We start from the raw sequence: 18311 nt of genomic DNA, 5'->3' as shown, positions 1-18311 counted from the left end.
AAAGTTGAACGCCTGGACATACCGCCATTCATGTGACGCAAGTCAAGGATTGATGATGATCATGCTTGACATTGCCACCATGTAAACCCTTATCGTTCCCCCAAGGTCCATCACCATCTCGATGACCACTTCTTGGAGATCGCCATGAACCACGACCACACCACAGGGCATTCAGAAGCTGCCAACGCCAGCGGAGGCAGCCGCAAATTGATCGGCGCGGTGATCATGCTTGCGCTCATCGGGGCATTCTTCTTGCTCAGGGAGCATTGGTCGCACATCGCGGGCTACTGGCCGTATCTGCTCTTGCTGGCTTGCCCGTTGATGCACCTCTTCCATGGGCACGGGGGGCACGGCTCTCACGAAGGCGATTCGAGCAAAAAGTAATCTTGCAGGCACACAACACATTTGCAGGGAGGCCATTCATGTCCAACGCGGAACCGCACGATCACACCCACCATGGCCATCAGCATCATGAGGGGGTCCACGGGGATACACCGCCGCCCATGACGAAACTGAAAGATCCAGTCTGCGGTATGGACGTGACGGAACAATCGCATCACTCGGCGGAGCATGAGGGGCGGCACTACTACTTCTGTAGCGCCAAGTGCCAAACGAAGTTTGTTGAGGACCCGGACAAGTACGCTGTCACGCCTCCCGGTACCGACAAGGTTGCGCGAGAGCCAGAAGCCACTCAGCCCGGCACCATCTACACCTGCCCCATGCACCCTGAGGTGCAGCAGGACCACCCCGGGAACTGCCCCAAATGCGGCATGACGCTGGAGCCCATGCTCCCCACGCTGGATGAGGGAGAAAACGCCGAACTCGTGGATTTCCGGCATCGCTTCTGGTGGACGTTGCCACTGACCGTGGTGGTCACTGTTCTGGCCATGGTGGGGCACAGGCTGCAGTGGTTCGAAATGGCCACACAGAGCTGGATTGAGCTCGTGCTGACGGTTCCCATCGTGCTGTGGGCTGGCTGGCCCTTCTTTGTGCGTGGTGCCCAATCCATCGCGAACCGCAGTCCCAACATGTGGACGCTGATCGGTCTGGGCACGGGTGCCGCATTTGTCTACAGCGTGGTCGCCACCGTGGCGCCTGGGGTATTTCCGGCCTCGTTCCAGGCCATGGGCCGCGTGGCGGTTTACTTCGAAGCAGCAGCCGTCATCATCTCGCTTACGCTGCTCGGCCAGATGCTGGAGCTGAAGGCACGCTCGCAGACCTCGGCCGCCATCAAATCGCTGCTGGGCCTGGCCCCCAAGACCGCACGGCGTATCGACGCCAACGGTCAGGAGAGTGATGTCCCGTTGTCCCATGTCCATGTGGGAGACCTCTTGCGCGTACGTCCCGGTGAGAAGGTGCCGGTGGATGGCGTGGTGGTCGAGGGGAGCAGCGCGGTGGACGAAGCCATGCTCACTGGCGAGCCTGTGCCCATCGTCAAAGGACCTGGGGACGCCGTCATCGGAGCCACGCTCAATACCAACGGCGCTCTGGTGATCCGGTCCGAGCGGGTGGGCTCGGCCACCATGCTGTCGCAGATCGTTCAAATGGTGGCCCAGGCGCAGCGCTCACGGGCCCCCATGCAGCGCATGGCGGACCAGGTGGCGGGCTATTTCGTGATGGCCGTGGTGGGTATCGCGTTGCTCACACTGTTCGCGTGGGGCCTGTTCGGTCCGGAGCCACGCTGGGTCTATGGCCTGGTCAACGCCGTGGCCGTGCTGATCATCGCGTGTCCCTGCGCGTTGGGCTTGGCAACCCCCATGTCCATCATGGTGGCCACGGGCCGGGGGGCGACCCGTGGCGTTTTGTTCAGGGATGCGGCAGCCATCGAAAACCTGCGCAAGGTGGACACGCTGATCGTGGATAAAACCGGCACGCTCACCGAAGGCAAGCCCTCGTTCGAGCGCGTGGTGGCCATGCCCGGTCTGTCCGAGGACGAAGTGCTGCGCCTCGCAGCCAGTCTGGACCAGGGCAGCGAGCACCCGCTGGCCGATGCCATTGTCCAGGCGGCCCGCGCCAAGGGGCTGACCCTGGACAAGCCCGAGGACTTTGAGTCCGGGTCTGGCATCGGGGTGCGCGGACAGGTCGCTGGACGCCAGCTCGCCCTGGGCAACACAGTCCTCATGGAGCAGGTCGGGGTTTCTGCGAACCCGCTGCTTGCGCAGGCAGAGGCCTTGCGCGCCACAGGCGCCAGCGTGATGTACCTGGCGGCCGATGGCCAGCTTCAAGGCCTGCTTGCGGTCTCGGATGCCATCAAGGCCAGCACGCCGGAAGCGCTGGCGACCTTGCATGCATCGGGGCTGCGCATCGTCATGGCCACGGGTGATGGCATGACCACCGCCAAGGCGGTGGGGGCAAAGCTGGGGATTGATGAGGTTCATGGCGAGGTCAAGCCTGCGGACAAGCTGGCCCTGGTGTCCCGGCTGCAGGCCGAAGGCCGTGTTGTTGCCATGGCGGGTGACGGGATCAATGACGCGCCCGCCCTTGCCAAGGCAGACGTGGGGATCGCGATGGGTACTGGCACCGATGTGGCGATGAACAGCGCACAGGTCACCTTGGTCAAGGGCGATCTGCGAGGGATTTCCACAGCTCGGGAATTGTCGGAGGCAACGGTGGGGAACATGAAGCAGAACCTGATGTTTGCCTTCCTCTACAACGCGCTGGGCATACCGATTGCTGCAGGGCTGCTGTATCCCTTCACCGGATGGCTGCTGTCGCCAATGATTGCGGCCCTGGCGATGAGCCTAAGTTCGGCGTCAGTGATCGCGAACGCCTTGCGGTTGCGTACCGGTCGATGACGGAAACACCAGGCCTGCTGTGCAGCAGCATCAATTTGCCCTGTGTTTTGGAATAGCGCTGGCAGGCGCTACATAGCCGCGCAGTTCTTGATAGCGCGCTACTTGCATTGGCGTGAGGATTGCGACCGTCCGCAGGTGGTAGTTCAGATGCGAAGCGCGAAGCGAAGCTTGCGCGAGCGCAGCGCGTTCAACTGCCTGAGTCACGCTGGCTTCGCTGGGCGGCCCTGACCTGAAGAGGCGATCCAATTCCCTTTCGGTCTCAATTGCGTCCTTGCCGAATCGTTGAGCGTCGGCCTTCATCTGCTCTGTAAGCGCCGTCGCTTCTCGCTCTTGGTCTTTCGTTAGACGCAACTTTTCGCCCAGCTCCACAACGTGGGCGGGGCCGGGGAAGCCATTGAGTTCGGCTGCAAGTGCGAGCGACATGCCTCGTCCAACTTGAAAGTCTTCGATTTGCTACGGAGAAAGTGCTTTGATTTCGCGCTGTTTATAGCCAGCGTATTGCGAGGGTGCGGTGTGCGGAGCGAGCTGAGCAGGTTGGTTTGGATCAGGATGCTTGTGGGACTGGGCTGCGACAACGGAGGCAGTGCCAGCCAGAAGGAAATAGGCGAGTAGCGTTTTCATATGGGATCTGAAGGGAGTTGGTGCCCAAAAATCTTCGTTCGATTTTTGCCAGATGAATATGATTGCAGTCATATGGAAACTTCATCACCTGAAGATGCAGAGGACTGCATCGCGCCTTCGGACAGAGCGTTTGGTGTCACGCCCTCGCTGCGTTGTCTTGCTTCGGGGCAGATGCTTTTTCGCGAGGGCGCTGCAAGTGCGGGCGTCTTTCGCCTGCGGTCCGGCTGTGTGCGCCTAATTCGCACCACCCTCACTGGCGGTCAAGCCACGATGCACACAGTGCGGCAAGGCGAGTTCTTTGCCGAAGCTTCACTTTTCTCAGCCATATACCACTGCGACGCGGTAGCACTGGAATCCTCGGAGGTACTGGTTTTTCGCAAGCAGGCATTGGTCGACCAACTGCGCAAGTCGCCCGAGCTGTTGTGGACATTCACGGCCGAGTTGGCACGGCGCGTTCAAGGACTTCGGACCAGGCTGGAGATAAAGCAGACGCGCTCAGCCGAGGAGCGGATTCTGCAATTCATAGGACTTCACTGTGACGCGTCCGGTTTTTGGACTCAACAAGGAACGCTGAAGCATCTTTCCGAAGACATCGGTCTTACTCACGAAGCGCTTTACCGGGCACTTGCTCGCCTGCAGCGACAGGGGGCCATCTTGCGCTTAAAAAATGGGTTGAAGATATGCCAACCGGGGGTGCTGGCCCCCAGCGCCGAACGTCGGCGGTGTTCATGACGTGGATCGACAGGACGTATTCGCCTCGGTGGACCGTCTTTTCCACCGGACTGCCCGGGTCACTGTGCCGAACAGCGTTGGACAGCAGATTGCCCATGGCACGACGGAACATCAGTCTGTCACCATCGAGTTCGCCGTCACCCGACAAGGTCAGGCGAACTCCCTTCTCTTCTGCCCCCGCGTCAAAGAACTCCATCAGAGCTTGGACCTCTAGTGCCATGGCAAATCGCTCGCGCCCCGGAAGCACCATGCCGCGTTCGGCGTTGGCCAGGAACAACATGTCCGACACCATGCGGGCCATGCGCTACAGCTCTTCGGCGTTCGATGCCAGGATGTTGCGGTAGGTCGGCGCATCACGTTTGGCAGACAGCGCCAGCTGGGTTTGCGTCAGCAGGTTGCTGATCGGCTTGCGCAGTTCGTGGCCAGGTCTGACGAGAACTCCGACAGCCGGTGACAGTCGTCTTGCAAGCGGTCCAGCATGCCGTGGAGCTCGCCCGCCAGATCGGCCATCTCGACCGGCACCGCCTGAACCGGCATGCGCTCGCTGAACTGATGCCCGGACACGGCAACCGCCTTGGCCTTCATTGCTCGCAGCGGCGCCAGGCCTTGGTGTGCCGCCAGCCAGCCCAGAACACCGCTCATGGCAACGGCGATCAAGGCGTACCAGAGCAAGGTGCTGCGCAACTCAACCAGAAAGTGTCATGGTGCAGCGGGACGCTTGGAGGTCATGAGCCGCATCGCGGCCCCATGCTGGGCGGTATGGTGACGGCGCCGCTGTTGTCCTTGTTCGTGATTCCTGCGGCCTATGTGCTGATGAGAAAGCCGAGAAAACGCGGCCGGCTGAACACCGAGGCCTCGTGAGGCTGGCAGGGTTCCCCCTTGGCGAGTGAGCAGTTCAATGCGCACGGACTTCGTGCTCGATGCGCTGGAACAGCTGTGTACGCCCGGCAACCGGAGTGCGACGGGAGCCTGGTCTGTCACTCCGATAGGGGATCTCAGTACCTCAGCATTCTCTACACAGAGCGGCTGGCCGAAGCCGGCATCGAGCCATCTGTGGGCAGCAAGGGCGACAGACAGCTACGACAACGACTTGCCCGAGACCGTCGACGGACTCTACAAGGCCGAGCTGATTCAACGCCGAGCGCCGTGGCGGACCAAGGAGGCTGTGAAGCTTGCAACTCTGGAATGGGTGTCATGGTTCAACCACCATCGCCTGCTCGAACCCATCGGGTACCTCCCGCCCGTTGAGGCCAACTCCTATCGACAACTTGCCAAACAGGACACTGCTGTGGTGACCTGACTTAAACCAAACAAGGACGTCCTCAACCGGCTGCCCACCCACAAGGCCAGCCGGATTGAAGAGTTGCTGCCGCATTGCTGGCAGCCCGCCGACACCATCTGATCAAAACCATACCCGCCGTCGGTAGTCAACATGGGTTCACCGCGCCCTTACGGCTGACCAGCCGATCGCTAGCCCACAGCACCTCAGATTTGTAGATTTCTGAAGGGCGGACGCGCGTTAGTATGTGGCCTCCAAGGAGCTCGCATATCCGGCGGCGTAGTGCCCATAAAAGCCGAAGTCATTCCGGAAGGGCTTCTGATGCTTCCCGCAGTATTTCGCGCCCCCCATTTGCTGCAATTGCAGCTACGACAACGCCCAGCAACAGGTCCGGGATATTCGATCCCAGCCACATGACCAGCGCCCCGGACAGCACAATGGAGCCGTTGACGATGGAGTCGTTGTTCGTGAAGATCGCCGACGCCTTGAAGTTAACGTCTTCACCGCGATGACGGCGCAGCAACCTCAAACACACCAGGTTCAAAGCCGCGTTCGCCGCAGCTATCGCCATCATCGCTGGACCCACCGGCTCCTCGCCCCCCGAGAAGCGGCGCAGAACCTCCACCAATAGCAGCACGGCTAGGCCAATAAGCAAGTAGCCGGACAAACGCGCTGCGCGTACCTTGACCATGGCCGCCCGCCCGACGGCGTACAAGCTGACGGCGTAGACCGATGCGTCGGCGAGGTTGTCCAGTCCGGCGCCCATCAGCGCAGTGGAGGCAGCCCATATGCCAAGGCCGATGCCAGCGGCGGACTGTCCCAGGTTGATCAGCAACACGGTCCGCAAGATTTTGCGGTCAGCTGCGTTGCTCGCGTCCAACCCACCGAGTTCGTCGTCTTCGTCGTGTTCAGCCATGCTTGTCCCTTAGAGTCCACACATCTTGAAGCCTACAGTGGCTGGAGGGTCAAGCACCTGCATCACATAGCTACTGCGACGCCTGCGGGCCTTTCGGCGAAGGCGCCAAGGTCGAAGCTGAGAGCGCCGCGCGCAGTTCGGACGCGCTCAATATTTCGGAAAGAACTCGCGCAGGAGCGTTGCTGGTGTAGAGCACGTACAAAGGTACGCCACTGCGCCCGAGTTTCCCCAGTGCGGCGGTAATCGCCGGGTCGCGCAGCGTCCAGTCGGCACGCAACAGGGCAACGTCCCTGGCTGCGAAGTCCGCCAGCACCACCGGGTTCTGCAACACCGTCTTTTTGTTGTACTGGCATGTGACGCACCATGCCGCGGTGAAGTCGACAAACACTGGACGGCCGCTCGCAAGCAATTGCTCCACCAGGCCCGGCGCCCAAGCCTGCCAAGTACCATCGTTCACCGCCACAGTCTTCTGCGACTGCACTGTGCCAATCTGGCCTGCGAGCAGCCAGGCGGATCCAGCCGCACACGCGACTGCAATCAGACTGACGATCACGCGCGTGCGGCCCGTCAAGCCCAGGCTCCATGCCAGCATGCTGGTGGCAACCAAGACCACCAGCAAGGCGCTGACCGCATCGATGCCGCTTTGCTGCCCTAACACCCACAACAGCCACACCACCGCTGCGAACATCGGGTAGGCCATCAGTTTGCGAAAGGTCACCATCCACTCATCTGGACGCGGTAGCAGCCGCGCAAAGGCCGGGACCCAGCTCGCGACCAGGTACGGCAGCGCCATGCCGGCGCCCAGCGCCGCGAAGATCAAGAGGGCTCGGACGGCGGGGAGCCCTACCGCGAACCCCAGCGCGGCCCCCATGAAAGGTGCCGTGCAGGGCGACGCCACCACCACCCCCAGAACGCCGGACAGAAAGGAGTTCAACACCGGATGGCTGCTCTGTAGGGAAGCCAAGCGGGTGGGGATGAGCTGGCGGACCTCGAACACGCCCGTCAGGTTCAGGCCGATCAGCGTGAACAACACGGCCAGCGCGGCGACCACTCCAGGCATCTGCAACTGGAACCCCCAACCGAGCTGCTGCCCGGCGCCGCGCAGCGCGACGACGAGCAGTCCCAGCGCCGCGAACGACGCGACCACCCCGGCGGAGTACGCCGCCCCGTCGAGGCGCCGTGCCCGCTGGTCGCTGGCATGCTGGGCGAAGCCGACCACCTTGATCGCCAGCACCGGGAAGACGCAAGGCATCAGGTTCAGGATCAGCCCGCCGAGCAAAGCGCCCAGCAAGGCAGCCGTGAACGTCAACCCGGCGCCCGATTCCGCCGCCGCCGCAGTCACATTCTTGCGAAGCGCTTCTTGTAGGGCCGGTGACACAGCGACCGGCGCGGCAGTCGCAGGCCATGAGCCTTGCACGCGTGCGTCAATGCTCCATCCTTCATTGCCCTGTGTCAGCACAATCGGCATCACATCGGGACTCTGACTTCGCTGGGGCGAGAGCGGGACCTGCGCGGTCCAGACCTGGCCGTCCCATGCTTGGCTCCAATGCGCGGAAGTCTCGATGACCTCCGTTGTTTCCGGAAAAAACTCCACCGGCTTGCCGCGAAGGCTCGCAGGCAGCCCGCTGACTCGAAGCCGCAAGGCATTCCCATCGATCGTGGCAGTTGCCTGACCCATGAGCGGCTTCGGCTGTGCCGCGAAGCTTGCCTGGAAGACGCCGCCGTGCAAAGCCGTAGCGCTCTTGGCGGAAACCGCAAGCGAGAATTCGCCCTCCTCGGGAATGCATAACTCGCGGCACACCAGCCATTGCGCCTTGAGTTTGACCTCCAGCGTCCCGCCGAGGGCCGAAGGCTTGAATTCCGGCGTGATGGTCAGAGGTACCGGTAGCAGCACCGTGTTCTCATAGCCGAAGTTGATTAGCGTGCCGATCGAATACTTGCCGGGCGTCGGCCATGCGATCTCTCCCGCCAGCACTCCGGCGGGCAGCTTCCATTCGAGCTTGGTGGGGAGCCCGGAGTCACCGGAATTTTTCCAATACGAGTGCCACTTCGGCTGATGCGCGAGCTGCAGGCCCACCCAGACCGGCTTACCCGGCTCCAAGCCCTCGGGCGCATGGGCCAGAAGTTCCGCGCGCGTCCGCTCGGTCACGACCACGCTCTTGCCGCCGAGCTGCGCCGATGCCGCGCCGCCCCACAACAGAAACAGCAGCATGAGAAGGCGGGCGGCGACGGAAGTAGATGGCGTGAACATGGAACGGCAATGCATTTGCGGCGCGCGCGATGCACGCCATCGGACGCGACTATAGGTGCATTCCGTGGGCGGATTGCCAGCAGCCTCGACCTGTCGGGGGGCTCTAATCAGGCTCGCTTGACTCTACCGTAACTAGAGGGTTTCCAATCCCAACCAGATTTCGCGAGGAATAAGATGAGTACAAAAAAATCCCCCTTCCTGGGAGCTGTCATCCGGTATGGCAGCTACCCGCTGGTCCTTGGCGCAACCGCCGTGGTGCTCTTCGGTGGGCTCGCGGCCGGCTGGCCTTATTTCCCCACGGTGCCGCTCACGGTGGCCGCCGCACTCGCTTCTGTCGCCCTGTTGGAGCGGCGACTGCCCTTTCATGAGGCCTGGGCCCGCGACCACCGGGACAGCATCTGCGACGCGATCCACGCAGTGGTCAACCTCGTCGTACTCCTCACCGTCCACGGCGTTATTGCTGCCCTGGCGCCCCTGTGGTCGGCCGGGACATTGTGGCCAGATCAGTGGCCGCTTTGGGCGCAGGCCCTCGCAGTTGGCGCGGTCCTCGATCTCAGCCTCTACAGCGTCCATTGGCTAAGTCATCGCGTGGCCTGGCTCTGGCGGTTCCACGCGATCCACCACAGCTCGGAACGTCTTTACTGGCTCAACGGAGAGCGCCGGCACCCTTTGCATGCCGGAATGATGGCCGCGCCCGGCTTGCTTGCCGTGGTGCTGATGGGAGCGCCAGCATTGGCCGTCGGAGCATGGCTCGGCCTGCTGGCCGTGCACTTGGCCTTCCAGCACTCCAACATGGACTACCGGGTCGGGCCGCTGCGCTTTGTGATCGGCGCCGCTGAAGTCCACCGTTGGCATCACAAGCGCGAGTACGAGGACGCCCAGGTCAACTACGGCGAGTTCTGGATGCTCTGGGACCACCTGTTCGGTACCTTTCGACTGCCCAAGCACAATCTGGGCGCCACTGAAGTGGGTCTGAAGGAGACTAACTTTCCGATGGACTACGGCCCGCAGCTGGGCTACCCCTTCCGCAGCCCGCCAGCGTCGACGGACGCTTTAGCCGGCGACTACGGGCTCGCCCGTGCCGCGTTCCTGCGCGAGACGGGACTAGCTGCTTCTCGCGAGGTCACCGGCGATTTGCGCGGAGCATGGCGTGCGCAAGAGCTCGGCCATATCGTGTCTCAGTGCTACTTGGGCCTGCACCTGCGTAGTCACGCATCGATGCTCGGTCTGGCCTGGAGGACTCGCGACTATTCGGAGATCTTGGCCCAAGTCGTCCGTCTCGCGCTGGCTCCCGTGGGCCATGCGCTTGGCCGCACCCCGCCGCAGAACGTCGGCACCGGGCGCTTTGGCGTGATGGAGCACGGCACGTGGCCGTCGGAGCTGGACCCCGTTACTTTTCAGCGCCGATAACATCTCCTCTTCATGACGACAGAACAGAGCCGCATTGCCGCCGAGCTGGGTGTCGACCCGCACTTCGATGCATCAACGGAGGTAGCTAGGCGCACGAAGTTCCTCGTAGAGTACGCGCGAGCCGCGACGGCGGGATCGCTTGTGCTTAGGATCAGCGGCGGAGTGGATTCGAGCGTCGCCGGACGCCTCTGCCAACTCGCGGCAGAGCAGCTGCGCTCCTCGGGGATGCCCATCCGCTTCATCGCGATGCGGCTGCCGTATGGGGTGCAGGCCGACCAGGCTGACGCGCGGCGGGCGTTATCCTTCATCGATCCGGACGAGACACTGGAAGTAGACATAAAGCCGGCCGCCGACGCGATGCTCGCGCAGTTGCAAGCAGGCGGACTCAAGTTCAACGACCACTGGCAGGAAGACTTCGTGCTCGGCAACATCAAGGCGCGCCAGCGCATGATCGCGCAGTACGCAACCGCAGGCACAACGGGCGGGCTGGTGGTCGGGACGGACCATGCCGCCAAGGCGGTGATGGGTTTCTTCACCAAGTTCGGCGACGGCGCGTTCGATCTGAGTCCGCTGGGCGGCCTCACCAAGCGGCGCGTTCGCGCCCTCGCTTTGGCGCTGGGGGGCGACGAGCAGCTGGCGCACAAGGTCCCCACGGCCGATCTGGAAACCATGCGACCATTGCGCCCCGATGAGGCCGCGCTGGGTGTCAGCTACGACGCGATCGACGACTTCCTGGAAGGTAAGGAGGTGGACGTGCCAAGCGCCGAGGTGATCGTGCAGACGTACCGCCGCACGGCCCACAAGCGGGCGCTGCCTGTCGTCCCCGCTCCCCAGCGCGCCGCTTGAGCTTCAGGCGGGCTCACTCAAGCTGTTCAGAATACCGCATTCGCGCGCGGTGCGGGCGGAGTCGCACAAGCGCCGCAAATCGATCAACTCGCGCTCCAGCTCGCGCAATTCCTTGATCTTGACCCGCACTTGAGCGATATGGGAATCGACCAGGGAGTTCACCTCGCCGCAGTCCAGCTCAGGCCGATCCCGGAAGCTCAGCAGTTGCCGAATCTCAACCAGGGTCATGTCCTTGGCCCGGCAGCGCCGGATGAACAGCAGGCGCTGCAGGTGGGCATCGTCGTACAGCCTGAAATTTCCCTCGCTGCGCGCGGGATCGAGAAGCAATCCCTCGGACTCGTAAAAGCGCACAGTCTGCACCAGGCAGTCCGCCCTTTTGGCCAGTTCGCCGATCCGCAGCATGATTCTTCTCCGCAAAAGCTTGACTCTATATCAACTAGAGGTTGTCCAATGATGGCATGCGGGGAAAGCCCCTGCCAACGAAGAGTGAGCAATCTATGAACAAAGACCCGTCCAACTCGTGCGGCTGCACCGGCGGCAACAACGGCCAAGAGGCCAGCTGTGCCAAGGAGCAGGCCGGCAGCGAGAACACGGTTTTCCATGTGAGCAACATGGATTGCCGCAACGAAGAAGCACTGGTGCGGCGGACGCTGGAGGGCATGCCCGGCGTCGAGCGGCTGGACTTCGATCTTTCGCAGCGCAAGCTCACCGTTTCGCACAGCGTGGTAACGGCCGATGCCCTGGCGCAGGCGCTGAACGCGGTGGGTATGAAGGCGCTGGCCGTCCGGGATGCCCCGGTGCTGACCACCTACCGCATCGAGAACATGGACTGCCCGAGCGAGGAGAAACTCATTCGCTCGTACCTCGGCGCGGTCGAGGGAGTCCAGGACCTGGACTTTGATCTGGCCGAGCGCACCCTGTCAGTGAAGCACCTTGCCGAGGCGCGCGCGCAGATGGAGCAGGTGCTGGCCTCGATCGGCATGCGTGCCAAGGAGCAGACCGCAACCCCCGGGAGCCCGGTGGCAACTGCGGCACTGGTCGAATCCCCGGCGGCCCAACCCCCGCAGCCCCAGTCGCCCGCCCCGGTCTCCGCGATGCCGGCCGGAGAGCGCGTGACGTACCGGATCGAGAACATGGATTGCCCAACGGAGGAAGCGCTGATCCGCAACCGCCTGGGCAAGGAGCCAGGCGTCACTGCCTTGGACTTCAACCTGATGCAACGGGTGCTGGGCGTCCAGCACACCCTCCCTTCGACGACACCGATCGAGAAGGCGCTCGTTTCCATCGGCATGCGGGCCGAGCGGCAGGACCTGCAAACGGTCACCACACTGCTGCGCATTGCAAAAATGGATTGCCCGACTGAGGAAAGCCTGATCCGCGGCAAGCTTCAAGGCATGCCCGGCGTGCAGGGACTGGACTTCAACCTGATGCAGCGCACGCTCACCGTCCGGCACGCGCCCGACGCGCTCAAGCCGGCGGTCGAAGCCATCGAGTCGCTGGGCATGGAAACCGAGATGCAGAAAACCGATGAGCCGCGCGATCCGCAGGCGCCCGCGCAAAAGACCAACTGGTGGCCAATGGCGGTTTCCGGCATCGCAGCCGTGCTCGCCGAAGGCGTGTACTGGGTCAACGACGGCAACCACTGGGCTGTCATCGTGCTGGCCCTTGTCTCGATTTTCACCGGTGGCCTAAGCACCTACAAGAAGGGTTGGATAGCCCTTAAAAACCGCAACTTGAACATGAACGCGCTGATGTCCATCGCGGTCACAGGTGGTATGGCAATCGGCCACTGGCCCGAAGCGGCCATGGTCATGTTCCTCTTTGCGCTGGCCGAGGTGATCGAGGCGAAGTCGCTGGACCGCGCCCGCAATGCGATACGCGGGCTAATGGACCTGGCACCAGAGACCGCGACTATGCGGCAGACCGACGGCTCGTGGAAGGAATTGCCGGCCAAGGAAATCGCCAAGGGCTCGGTGGTCCGGGTGCGTCCGGGCGAGCGCATTGCACTGGACGGCCTTATCACCGCAGGCAGTTCGGCTATCAACCAGGCCCCCATCACTGGCGAGAGCCTTCCCGTTGAGAAGGCGGAAGGCGACCAGGTTTTCGCGGGCACCATCAACGAGACCGGCTCCTTTGAGTACAAGGTGACCGCTGGCGCAAGCGACTCGACGCTCGCGCGCATCATCCATGCGGTGGAGTCCGCGCAGGGAAGCCGCGCGCCCACGCAGCGCTTCGTCGATCAGTTCGCGCGGGTCTATACCCCGGCTGTATTCGTGGTGGCTGTGCTGGTCGCGGTCGTTCCGCCGCTTGCGTTCGGTGGCGCCTGGTTCGACTGGATCTACAAGGCGCTGGTGTTGCTGGTGATCGCGTGCCCCTGCGCCTTGGTCATCTCCACGCCCGTCACTATCGTCAGCGGCCTGGCCGCAGCCGCCAGGCGCGGCATCCTGATCAAGGGCGGCGTGTACCTGGAGGGAGGGCGCAAGCTCAAGTCTCTGGCCCTGGACAAGACCGGCACGCTCACCCACGGCAAGCCCGAGCAGACCGACTTCCTGCCCCTGGTCGGCGATGGGAAGGAAGTGGCCGCATGGGCTGCGAGCCTCGCTGCCCGCTCGGACCATCCGGTATCCGAAGCCATTGCCCGCAGGGCGAACCGGGACGGCGTCTTGCTGCACGAAGTCGACGACTTTGCGGCATTGCCCGGGCGCGGCGTGCGGGGCCGCATTGCCGGTCGGATGCTGCAGATGGGCAATCACCGGCTCGCGAAAGAGCTCGGCCTCAGCGAAGTCGCGTTGCAATCGCAGCTGGAAGCCCTTGAGCGCCAAGGCAAGACGGCCATCCTGCTGATGAACGAAACCACAGTGCTCGGCATCTTTGCCGTCGCCGACACGGTGAAAGAAACCAGCCGTGAAGCCGTGGCCGACCTGCAGGCGCTGGGCGTGCGCACGCTGATGCTCACAGGGGACAACCAGCACACGGCCGACGCCATCGCGGCCCAGGTTGGGATCTCCGAAGCCCGTGGCGACCAGCTGCCCGAAGAAAAACTCAAAACCATCGAGAGTCTCATCGGCGGTGAGGGCCAGGTCGGCATGGTGGGCGATGGTATCAACGACTCGCCGGCCCTTGCGCGTTCCGATATTGGTTTCGCTATGGGCGCGGCTGGCACCGACACCGCTATCGAGACGGCCGACGTCGCGCTGATGGACGACGACCTGCGCAAGATTCCGACGTTCATCCGCTTGTCGCGCATGACCGCCTCGATCCTGACGCAGAACATCGTGTTGGCGTTGGGGATCAAGGCGGTTTTCCTCGCACTTACGTTCACTGGGCATGCCACCATGTGGATGGCAGTGTTCGCAGACATGGGGGCCAGCATGCTCGTCGTCTTCAATGGCTTGCGCCTGCTCAAGCTCAAGACGGCCTGACCGACATGCAAGCGCCGCACACCGCGACGCAGTGGACGAGACACTGGCTCTATGACTGGGGCGGCGCCAACGTGGACCTCTTCCTGGTCATCCAGCGCGCGCTGCCTGACGGCTGGATCTGGCTGCCCGAAACCCTAAGCGCGTTTGGCAGCTACTGGGGAGCGCCCGCCGTCGTGGTTCTGATGCTGGTTTGGCGGCGAAGGCAGGTCCGTGAACGGTCAACTCCGCTCGACGTACAGTTGTGCAGATTCGTGATTGGGTTGGTGTTTGCTTTCGCCGGCACAGCTGTTTTAAAGGCGATGTTCGCGCTGCCGCGTCCGTTCGTGGTCCTGGGAGATGCTGTCTACCGGGTCCACGCTGCGCCTGACAGCCGCTACACCATGCCCAGCGGCCACTCGGTCTATGTAGGGGTCCTGGCGGCAGCGCTTTGGCCAGCACTGGGCCGGGCGGGCAGGGTTGGCTTGCTGGTGTTCGCAGCCGCAGTAGGCTGGTCGCGCATCGTCTTGGGCGCGCATTTTCCGATGGACGTGATTACCGGCCTAGCACTGGGTGGGACATGCGTTGCGGCTGCGGGCGCATGGGTTCAACGCATCGCGCGAGGTGTGCCGATGGCAGGGCCGAGGTGGTGAATGTCGCTTTCAGGTCGTGCTGCGCAAATGCGGGCGGCCTGGACGGTTCGGACTTAACCTCCTTTTGGCTCTACCCGCGCCAGCAAAGAAACCATCAATTTCCTTTTCTCTTCCTGTCGACGCCGAGCGCGAAGTCTGCAAATCCGAGCGAAATCATATGAATCAGCCATCCGAACGAACGCAATGGTACGCACTCGCGGTCATTGTGTTTCTAGCCGATCAGTCAGCCAAGAGTTACATCGATGCGACTACCCCCTTGGGATGGTCGCATGAGGTCACGTCATTTTTTAACTTGGTCCATGTGCTCAATCCTGGTGCGGCGTTCAGCTTCCTCGCCGGCGCTGGTGGCTGGCAGCGATGGTTCTTCCTTGCGATTGCCCTCGCGGTCTCAGCCTGGCTGGTGCTGCAGCTGTACAGCCCATTGCGGAAACTGGAAGGCCTTTCATATAGCCTCATCCTGGGCGGTGCATTGGGCAACGCATTTGACCGGGCCGTGCGCGGTCAGGTCATTGACTACCTCGACTTTCACCTGCGCGGATGGCACTGGCCTGCCTTCAACATAGCCGACATGGTCATTGTTGGGGGAGCGATCACACTGGTGCTTGCGTCGCTTATGAGCGGGGACAGTCCTATCGCAGCGAAAGAGCCACGGTGAACCAGAGCGTCTTGGGAGTTCCAATCTGGTATGCCTTCGATCCCGTCCACCAAAACAGGTGCATAGATGAAACCTCTGCGACACGTCCTTGCCCTCGCCGCTATCTCATTGGCACTCACAGGTTGCATGAATTCCTCGACCGCCCCAGAAAGCACTTTCACGCTGCTGGATGGCTCGTCGCTGACCACTTCCGACCTCAAAGGAAAGGTGGCGCTGATCAACTTCTGGGCGACCAGTTGCACCACATGTGTGGCGGAGATGCCGATGCTGTCGGCCAGCCACGAAAAGTTCCGTGGCCGCGGCTACGAGACCATCGCGGTGGCCATGAGCTATGACCCCCCGGCCTACGTGGTCAACTTCGCCCAAACACGCAGGTTGCCATTCGCTGTAGCCATCGACAACACCGGCGTGGTGGCCAAGGCGTGGGGCGATGTCAATGTCACGCCTACAACGTTCCTCCTCAACAAACGAGGGGTGGTAGTGAAACGCTTTGTGGGCAAGCCGGACTTCGCTGAGCTCAATCTGCTTATCGACCGATTGCTCTCTGAAAGCTAAGCCAAGCCATTTTTTTCTTCATTCTTCATCATGATCAAAACGCTTGTTTTCTGCAGCTTTGCACTTCCCTTGACCCTTGGCATGCGTTCCACCTCGCGCGCCCAGGAAGAGTTTGCCCCGGGCAGACACTATGTGGAGGTTTCTAGCTGGGTTGCTGTATCCCTTCACCGGCTGGCTGCTGTCGCCGATGATCGCAGCCTTGGCGATGAGCCTGAGTTCGGCGTCCGTGATCGCCAACGCCCTCCGACTTCGCAAGGGCTGAGATGGCTCGGCAGGCTCGGATTTGATCTAGGTTAAGTCTGTGGCCGCCGCTGGAGATACCATTCGCACCATGATCTTCGCCAGAAGCACCGTATCGCGCCAAGGACGCTGGATAGCCAGCGTTCTGGTCGCGGCGTTGCTTCTGATGCAGTTCGCGTTGGCCGCCTATGCCTGTCCCAAGCTGGACTCCGCAGCCCATGCGGCATCGATGCAAAAAGCGGGCATGGCCATGGGAGATGCCGTCGGCATGCCCTCCATGCCCGATTGCCACGCGATGGCGGGCACCATGGATGAGCAGGATCCTCAGCTGTGCCGAGCCCATTGTGACGGCGACAGCTTGTCCTCCCCCTCGCTCCAAGGTCTCGATCTGCAGGCGCTAGCGGCGCACGCCATTTGGGTTGCCTATGTGCTGCCTGTGGTCCTGGATTCCGAGCGCCAAATCGATCCGCGTGCTGTGTACGCGGAGCTGGACAGTCGAGCGGGCTCTCCCCCCATCTATCTAACCCATCAGGTCTTTCGGAATTGATCGTGCACGCCTTGCGCGCTGCCTTGCAGCGTTTGCGCAAGTCTGACTTCGTGCCCCTTCATTTCGAGGACCACCATGCCCATCATCTCCTTCGGCGCTCCCTGCGAGCGCCTGTCTGCGCACCAGCGCATTCACCCCATCTCGCAGCGCATACAGGTGCGCAACCTCCGCCAACTGCGCCTGGGCGCTCTCGGGGTCCTGTTGACCAGCATCGGCTTGGCTGGCAACCAGGCCCACGCCCTGGGCTTTGCAGAGGCCTTGGATCTGGCGGAGCAGCACAGCCCTCGCATCACGGCCCAGCGGCTGCAGATTGACGCAGCCACCAGCACCCGGCAGGCGGCGGGAACGCTGCCGGATCCCAAGCTCTCGGTCGGTATCGAGAACTTTCCCATCAGCGGCATGGACCGCTTCAGCCTCACGCGTGAGTCCATGACCATGCAGCGCCTGGCGCTGATGCAGGAGGTGCCCAACCGGGCCAAGCGCGATGCCCAGATCGCCGGTGCCGAGGCCAAGGTGGAACGCGAACGCGCCACCCTGGCGGTCCAGCGCCTGCAGATCCGCCAGGAACTGAGTCAAGCGTGGATCCTGGCCCAGGCTATCGAGCAACGTGACCAGGTACTCACCGGTCTACTGAGTGAGAACCAGCGCCTGCAGGACAGCCTGCCCGCCCGCATCGCCGGAGGCACGGCCCAGGCCGCAGACCTGCTGATGGCCAGGCAGGAGGCGCTTGCGCTGTCGGATCGCAGGGACGATCTGCAGCGGGACCGATCCAAGGCCAGGGCGATGTTGCGGCGCTGGGTTGGCGCTCGCGCCGACGAGGCGCTACAGGGAACTCCTGGGCCGCTGAGCCGCCCCTTGGATCAACTGCGGTCTGAGGTACACCGCCACGCGGAACTTGCGCAGTACCCCGCCATGCAGGCCATGGCCTTGGCGGAAACGCGCGAAGCCCAAGCAGAAACCAAGGGTGATTGGTCCTGGGAAGTCGCCTACAGCCGCCGCGACCGACGCTGGGGCGACATGGTGTCCTTCCAGGTGACCTTTGACCTTCCCTGGCAACAGGAGCGGCGCCAGGGACCCCAGATCAAGGCCAAGCAGCTGGAGCTGCAGCGCCTGGACGCCGAGCAGGAAGACGTGACCCGCAGGCACCTGCAGGAGCTGGAGGACAGCGCCTCAGAGCTGGCGGCACTGAACAGTCAGATCGAGCGGCTGCAATCGGCGGGCATGGGCTTGGCACAGGGGCGTGCCGAACTCGCGTTGGCCAATTACCAGTCTGCCAAAGGCGACTTGAGCGCCGTGCTGGCGGCCAGGGCCCAAGTGCGGGAGACGCACTGGCGGCTCATTGATCTGCAGGCGCAGCGGGACACCGTGATTGCCCGTCTGAACAGCCTGATCGCGGACTGAAGGGAGAACCAC

At 62.7% G+C, this 18311-nt stretch carries 15 protein-coding genes and 3 pseudogenes; 13 read left to right on the top strand and 5 right to left on the bottom strand.

Features of this window, described 5'->3' with window-relative positions:
• Positions 1–144 precede the first annotated feature (144 nt).
• Complete coding sequence (locus AC07X4_RS10320; RefSeq protein WP_015012930.1) at positions 145–384, top strand: DUF2933 domain-containing protein; 240 nt, start codon at positions 145–147, stop codon at positions 382–384.
• A gap of 119 nt (positions 385–503) precedes the next feature.
• Positions 504–2795, top strand: a complete 2292-nt coding sequence (locus tag AC07X4_RS10315) for a heavy metal translocating P-type ATPase (protein WP_494740004.1) — start codon at positions 504–506, stop codon at positions 2793–2795.
• Between the two features lie 30 nt (positions 2796–2825).
• On the opposite strand, the gene AC07X4_RS10310 is transcribed toward AC07X4_RS10315, so the two are convergent.
• Positions 2826–3218 carry a Spy/CpxP family protein refolding chaperone gene (locus AC07X4_RS10310; protein ID WP_015012932.1) on the bottom strand — a complete coding sequence of 131 codons (393 nt, stop codon included), beginning with the start codon at positions 3216–3218 and terminating at the stop codon, positions 2826–2828.
• 198 nt (positions 3219–3416) lie between these two features.
• Here AC07X4_RS10310 and AC07X4_RS10305 point away from each other — a divergent pair, with 198 nt between their 5' ends.
• On the top strand, positions 3417–4148 hold the full coding sequence (locus AC07X4_RS10305) for a Crp/Fnr family transcriptional regulator (protein WP_442854098.1): 732 nt from the start codon (positions 3417–3419) through the stop codon (positions 4146–4148).
• 63 nt (positions 4149–4211) lie between these two features.
• Here the strand turns inward: AC07X4_RS10305 and AC07X4_RS10300 are convergent.
• Positions 4212–4844: pseudogene (locus tag AC07X4_RS10300) on the bottom strand (histidine kinase dimerization/phospho-acceptor domain-containing protein); the annotation flags it as partial.
• Positions 4845–5010: 166 nt separating this feature from the next.
• Between AC07X4_RS10300 and AC07X4_RS10295 the strand changes: the two are divergent.
• Positions 5011–5448, top strand: a pseudogene (locus AC07X4_RS10295) (DDE-type integrase/transposase/recombinase); the annotation flags it as partial.
• 280 nt (positions 5449–5728) lie between these two features.
• Here the strand turns inward: AC07X4_RS10295 and AC07X4_RS10290 are convergent.
• Together AC07X4_RS10290 and AC07X4_RS10285 are read right to left on the bottom strand one after the other, a co-directional pair.
• Positions 5729–6343, bottom strand: coding sequence for a cation efflux transmembrane domain-containing protein (locus AC07X4_RS10290; RefSeq protein ID WP_015012936.1), 615 nt, complete (start codon positions 6341–6343; stop codon positions 5729–5731).
• A 70-nt stretch (positions 6344–6413) separates the two neighbouring features.
• Positions 6414–8555: a protein-disulfide reductase DsbD family protein gene (locus tag AC07X4_RS10285; RefSeq protein WP_051022651.1), complete on the bottom strand. Its 2142-nt coding sequence runs from the start codon at positions 8553–8555 to the stop codon at positions 6414–6416.
• Between the two features lie 213 nt (positions 8556–8768).
• Here AC07X4_RS10285 and AC07X4_RS10280 point away from each other — a divergent pair, with 213 nt between their 5' ends.
• Complete coding sequence (locus tag AC07X4_RS10280) at positions 8769–10004, top strand: sterol desaturase family protein (protein ID WP_015012938.1); 1236 nt, start codon at positions 8769–8771, stop codon at positions 10002–10004.
• 12 nt (positions 10005–10016) lie between these two features.
• On the top strand, positions 10017–10850 hold the full coding sequence (gene nadE / locus AC07X4_RS10275; RefSeq protein ID WP_015012939.1) for an NAD(+) synthase: 834 nt from the start codon (positions 10017–10019) through the stop codon (positions 10848–10850).
• A gap of 3 nt (positions 10851–10853) precedes the next feature.
• Here nadE and cadR read toward each other — a convergent pair whose 3' ends face one another.
• Entirely contained in the window at positions 10854–11252 is a 399-nt protein-coding gene (gene cadR, locus AC07X4_RS10270; RefSeq protein ID WP_015012940.1) for a Cd(II)/Pb(II)-responsive transcriptional regulator, read from the bottom strand.
• 95 nt (positions 11253–11347) lie between these two features.
• Here cadR and AC07X4_RS10265 point away from each other — a divergent pair, with 95 nt between their 5' ends.
• From AC07X4_RS10265 to AC07X4_RS10235, 7 genes and pseudogenes are all read left to right on the top strand, one after another.
• Complete coding sequence (locus tag AC07X4_RS10265) at positions 11348–14272, top strand: heavy metal translocating P-type ATPase (RefSeq protein WP_015012941.1); 2925 nt, start codon at positions 11348–11350, stop codon at positions 14270–14272.
• Positions 14273–14277: 5 nt separating this feature from the next.
• On the top strand, positions 14278–14901 hold the full coding sequence (locus AC07X4_RS10260) for a phosphatase PAP2 family protein (protein WP_015012942.1): 624 nt from the start codon (positions 14278–14280) through the stop codon (positions 14899–14901).
• Between the two features lie 157 nt (positions 14902–15058).
• Positions 15059–15556: a signal peptidase II gene (gene lspA, locus AC07X4_RS10255; RefSeq protein ID WP_015012943.1), complete on the top strand. Its 498-nt coding sequence runs from the start codon at positions 15059–15061 to the stop codon at positions 15554–15556.
• 126 nt (positions 15557–15682) lie between these two features.
• Entirely contained in the window at positions 15683–16111 is a 429-nt protein-coding gene (locus tag AC07X4_RS10250) for a TlpA disulfide reductase family protein (RefSeq protein ID WP_015012944.1), read from the top strand.
• 145 nt (positions 16112–16256) lie between these two features.
• Positions 16257–16373 (top strand): annotated as a pseudogene (locus tag AC07X4_RS10245) (copper-transporting ATPase); the annotation flags it as partial.
• Positions 16374–16442: 69 nt separating this feature from the next.
• Positions 16443–16898: a hypothetical protein gene (locus AC07X4_RS10240; protein WP_494740003.1), complete on the top strand. Its 456-nt coding sequence runs from the start codon at positions 16443–16445 to the stop codon at positions 16896–16898.
• Between the two features lie 75 nt (positions 16899–16973).
• Positions 16974–18299 (top strand): TolC family protein, encoded by a 1326-nt coding sequence (locus tag AC07X4_RS10235; protein WP_108625375.1) that lies wholly within the window; start codon positions 16974–16976, stop codon positions 18297–18299.
• The last annotated feature ends 12 nt before the right edge of the window (positions 18300–18311 follow it).

Source organism: Acidovorax sp. GW460-11-11-14-LB4, assembly GCF_059423685.1.
The sequence above is the reverse complement of the archived record's forward strand: the minus strand, read 5'-3'. Positions and strand labels throughout refer to the sequence as shown.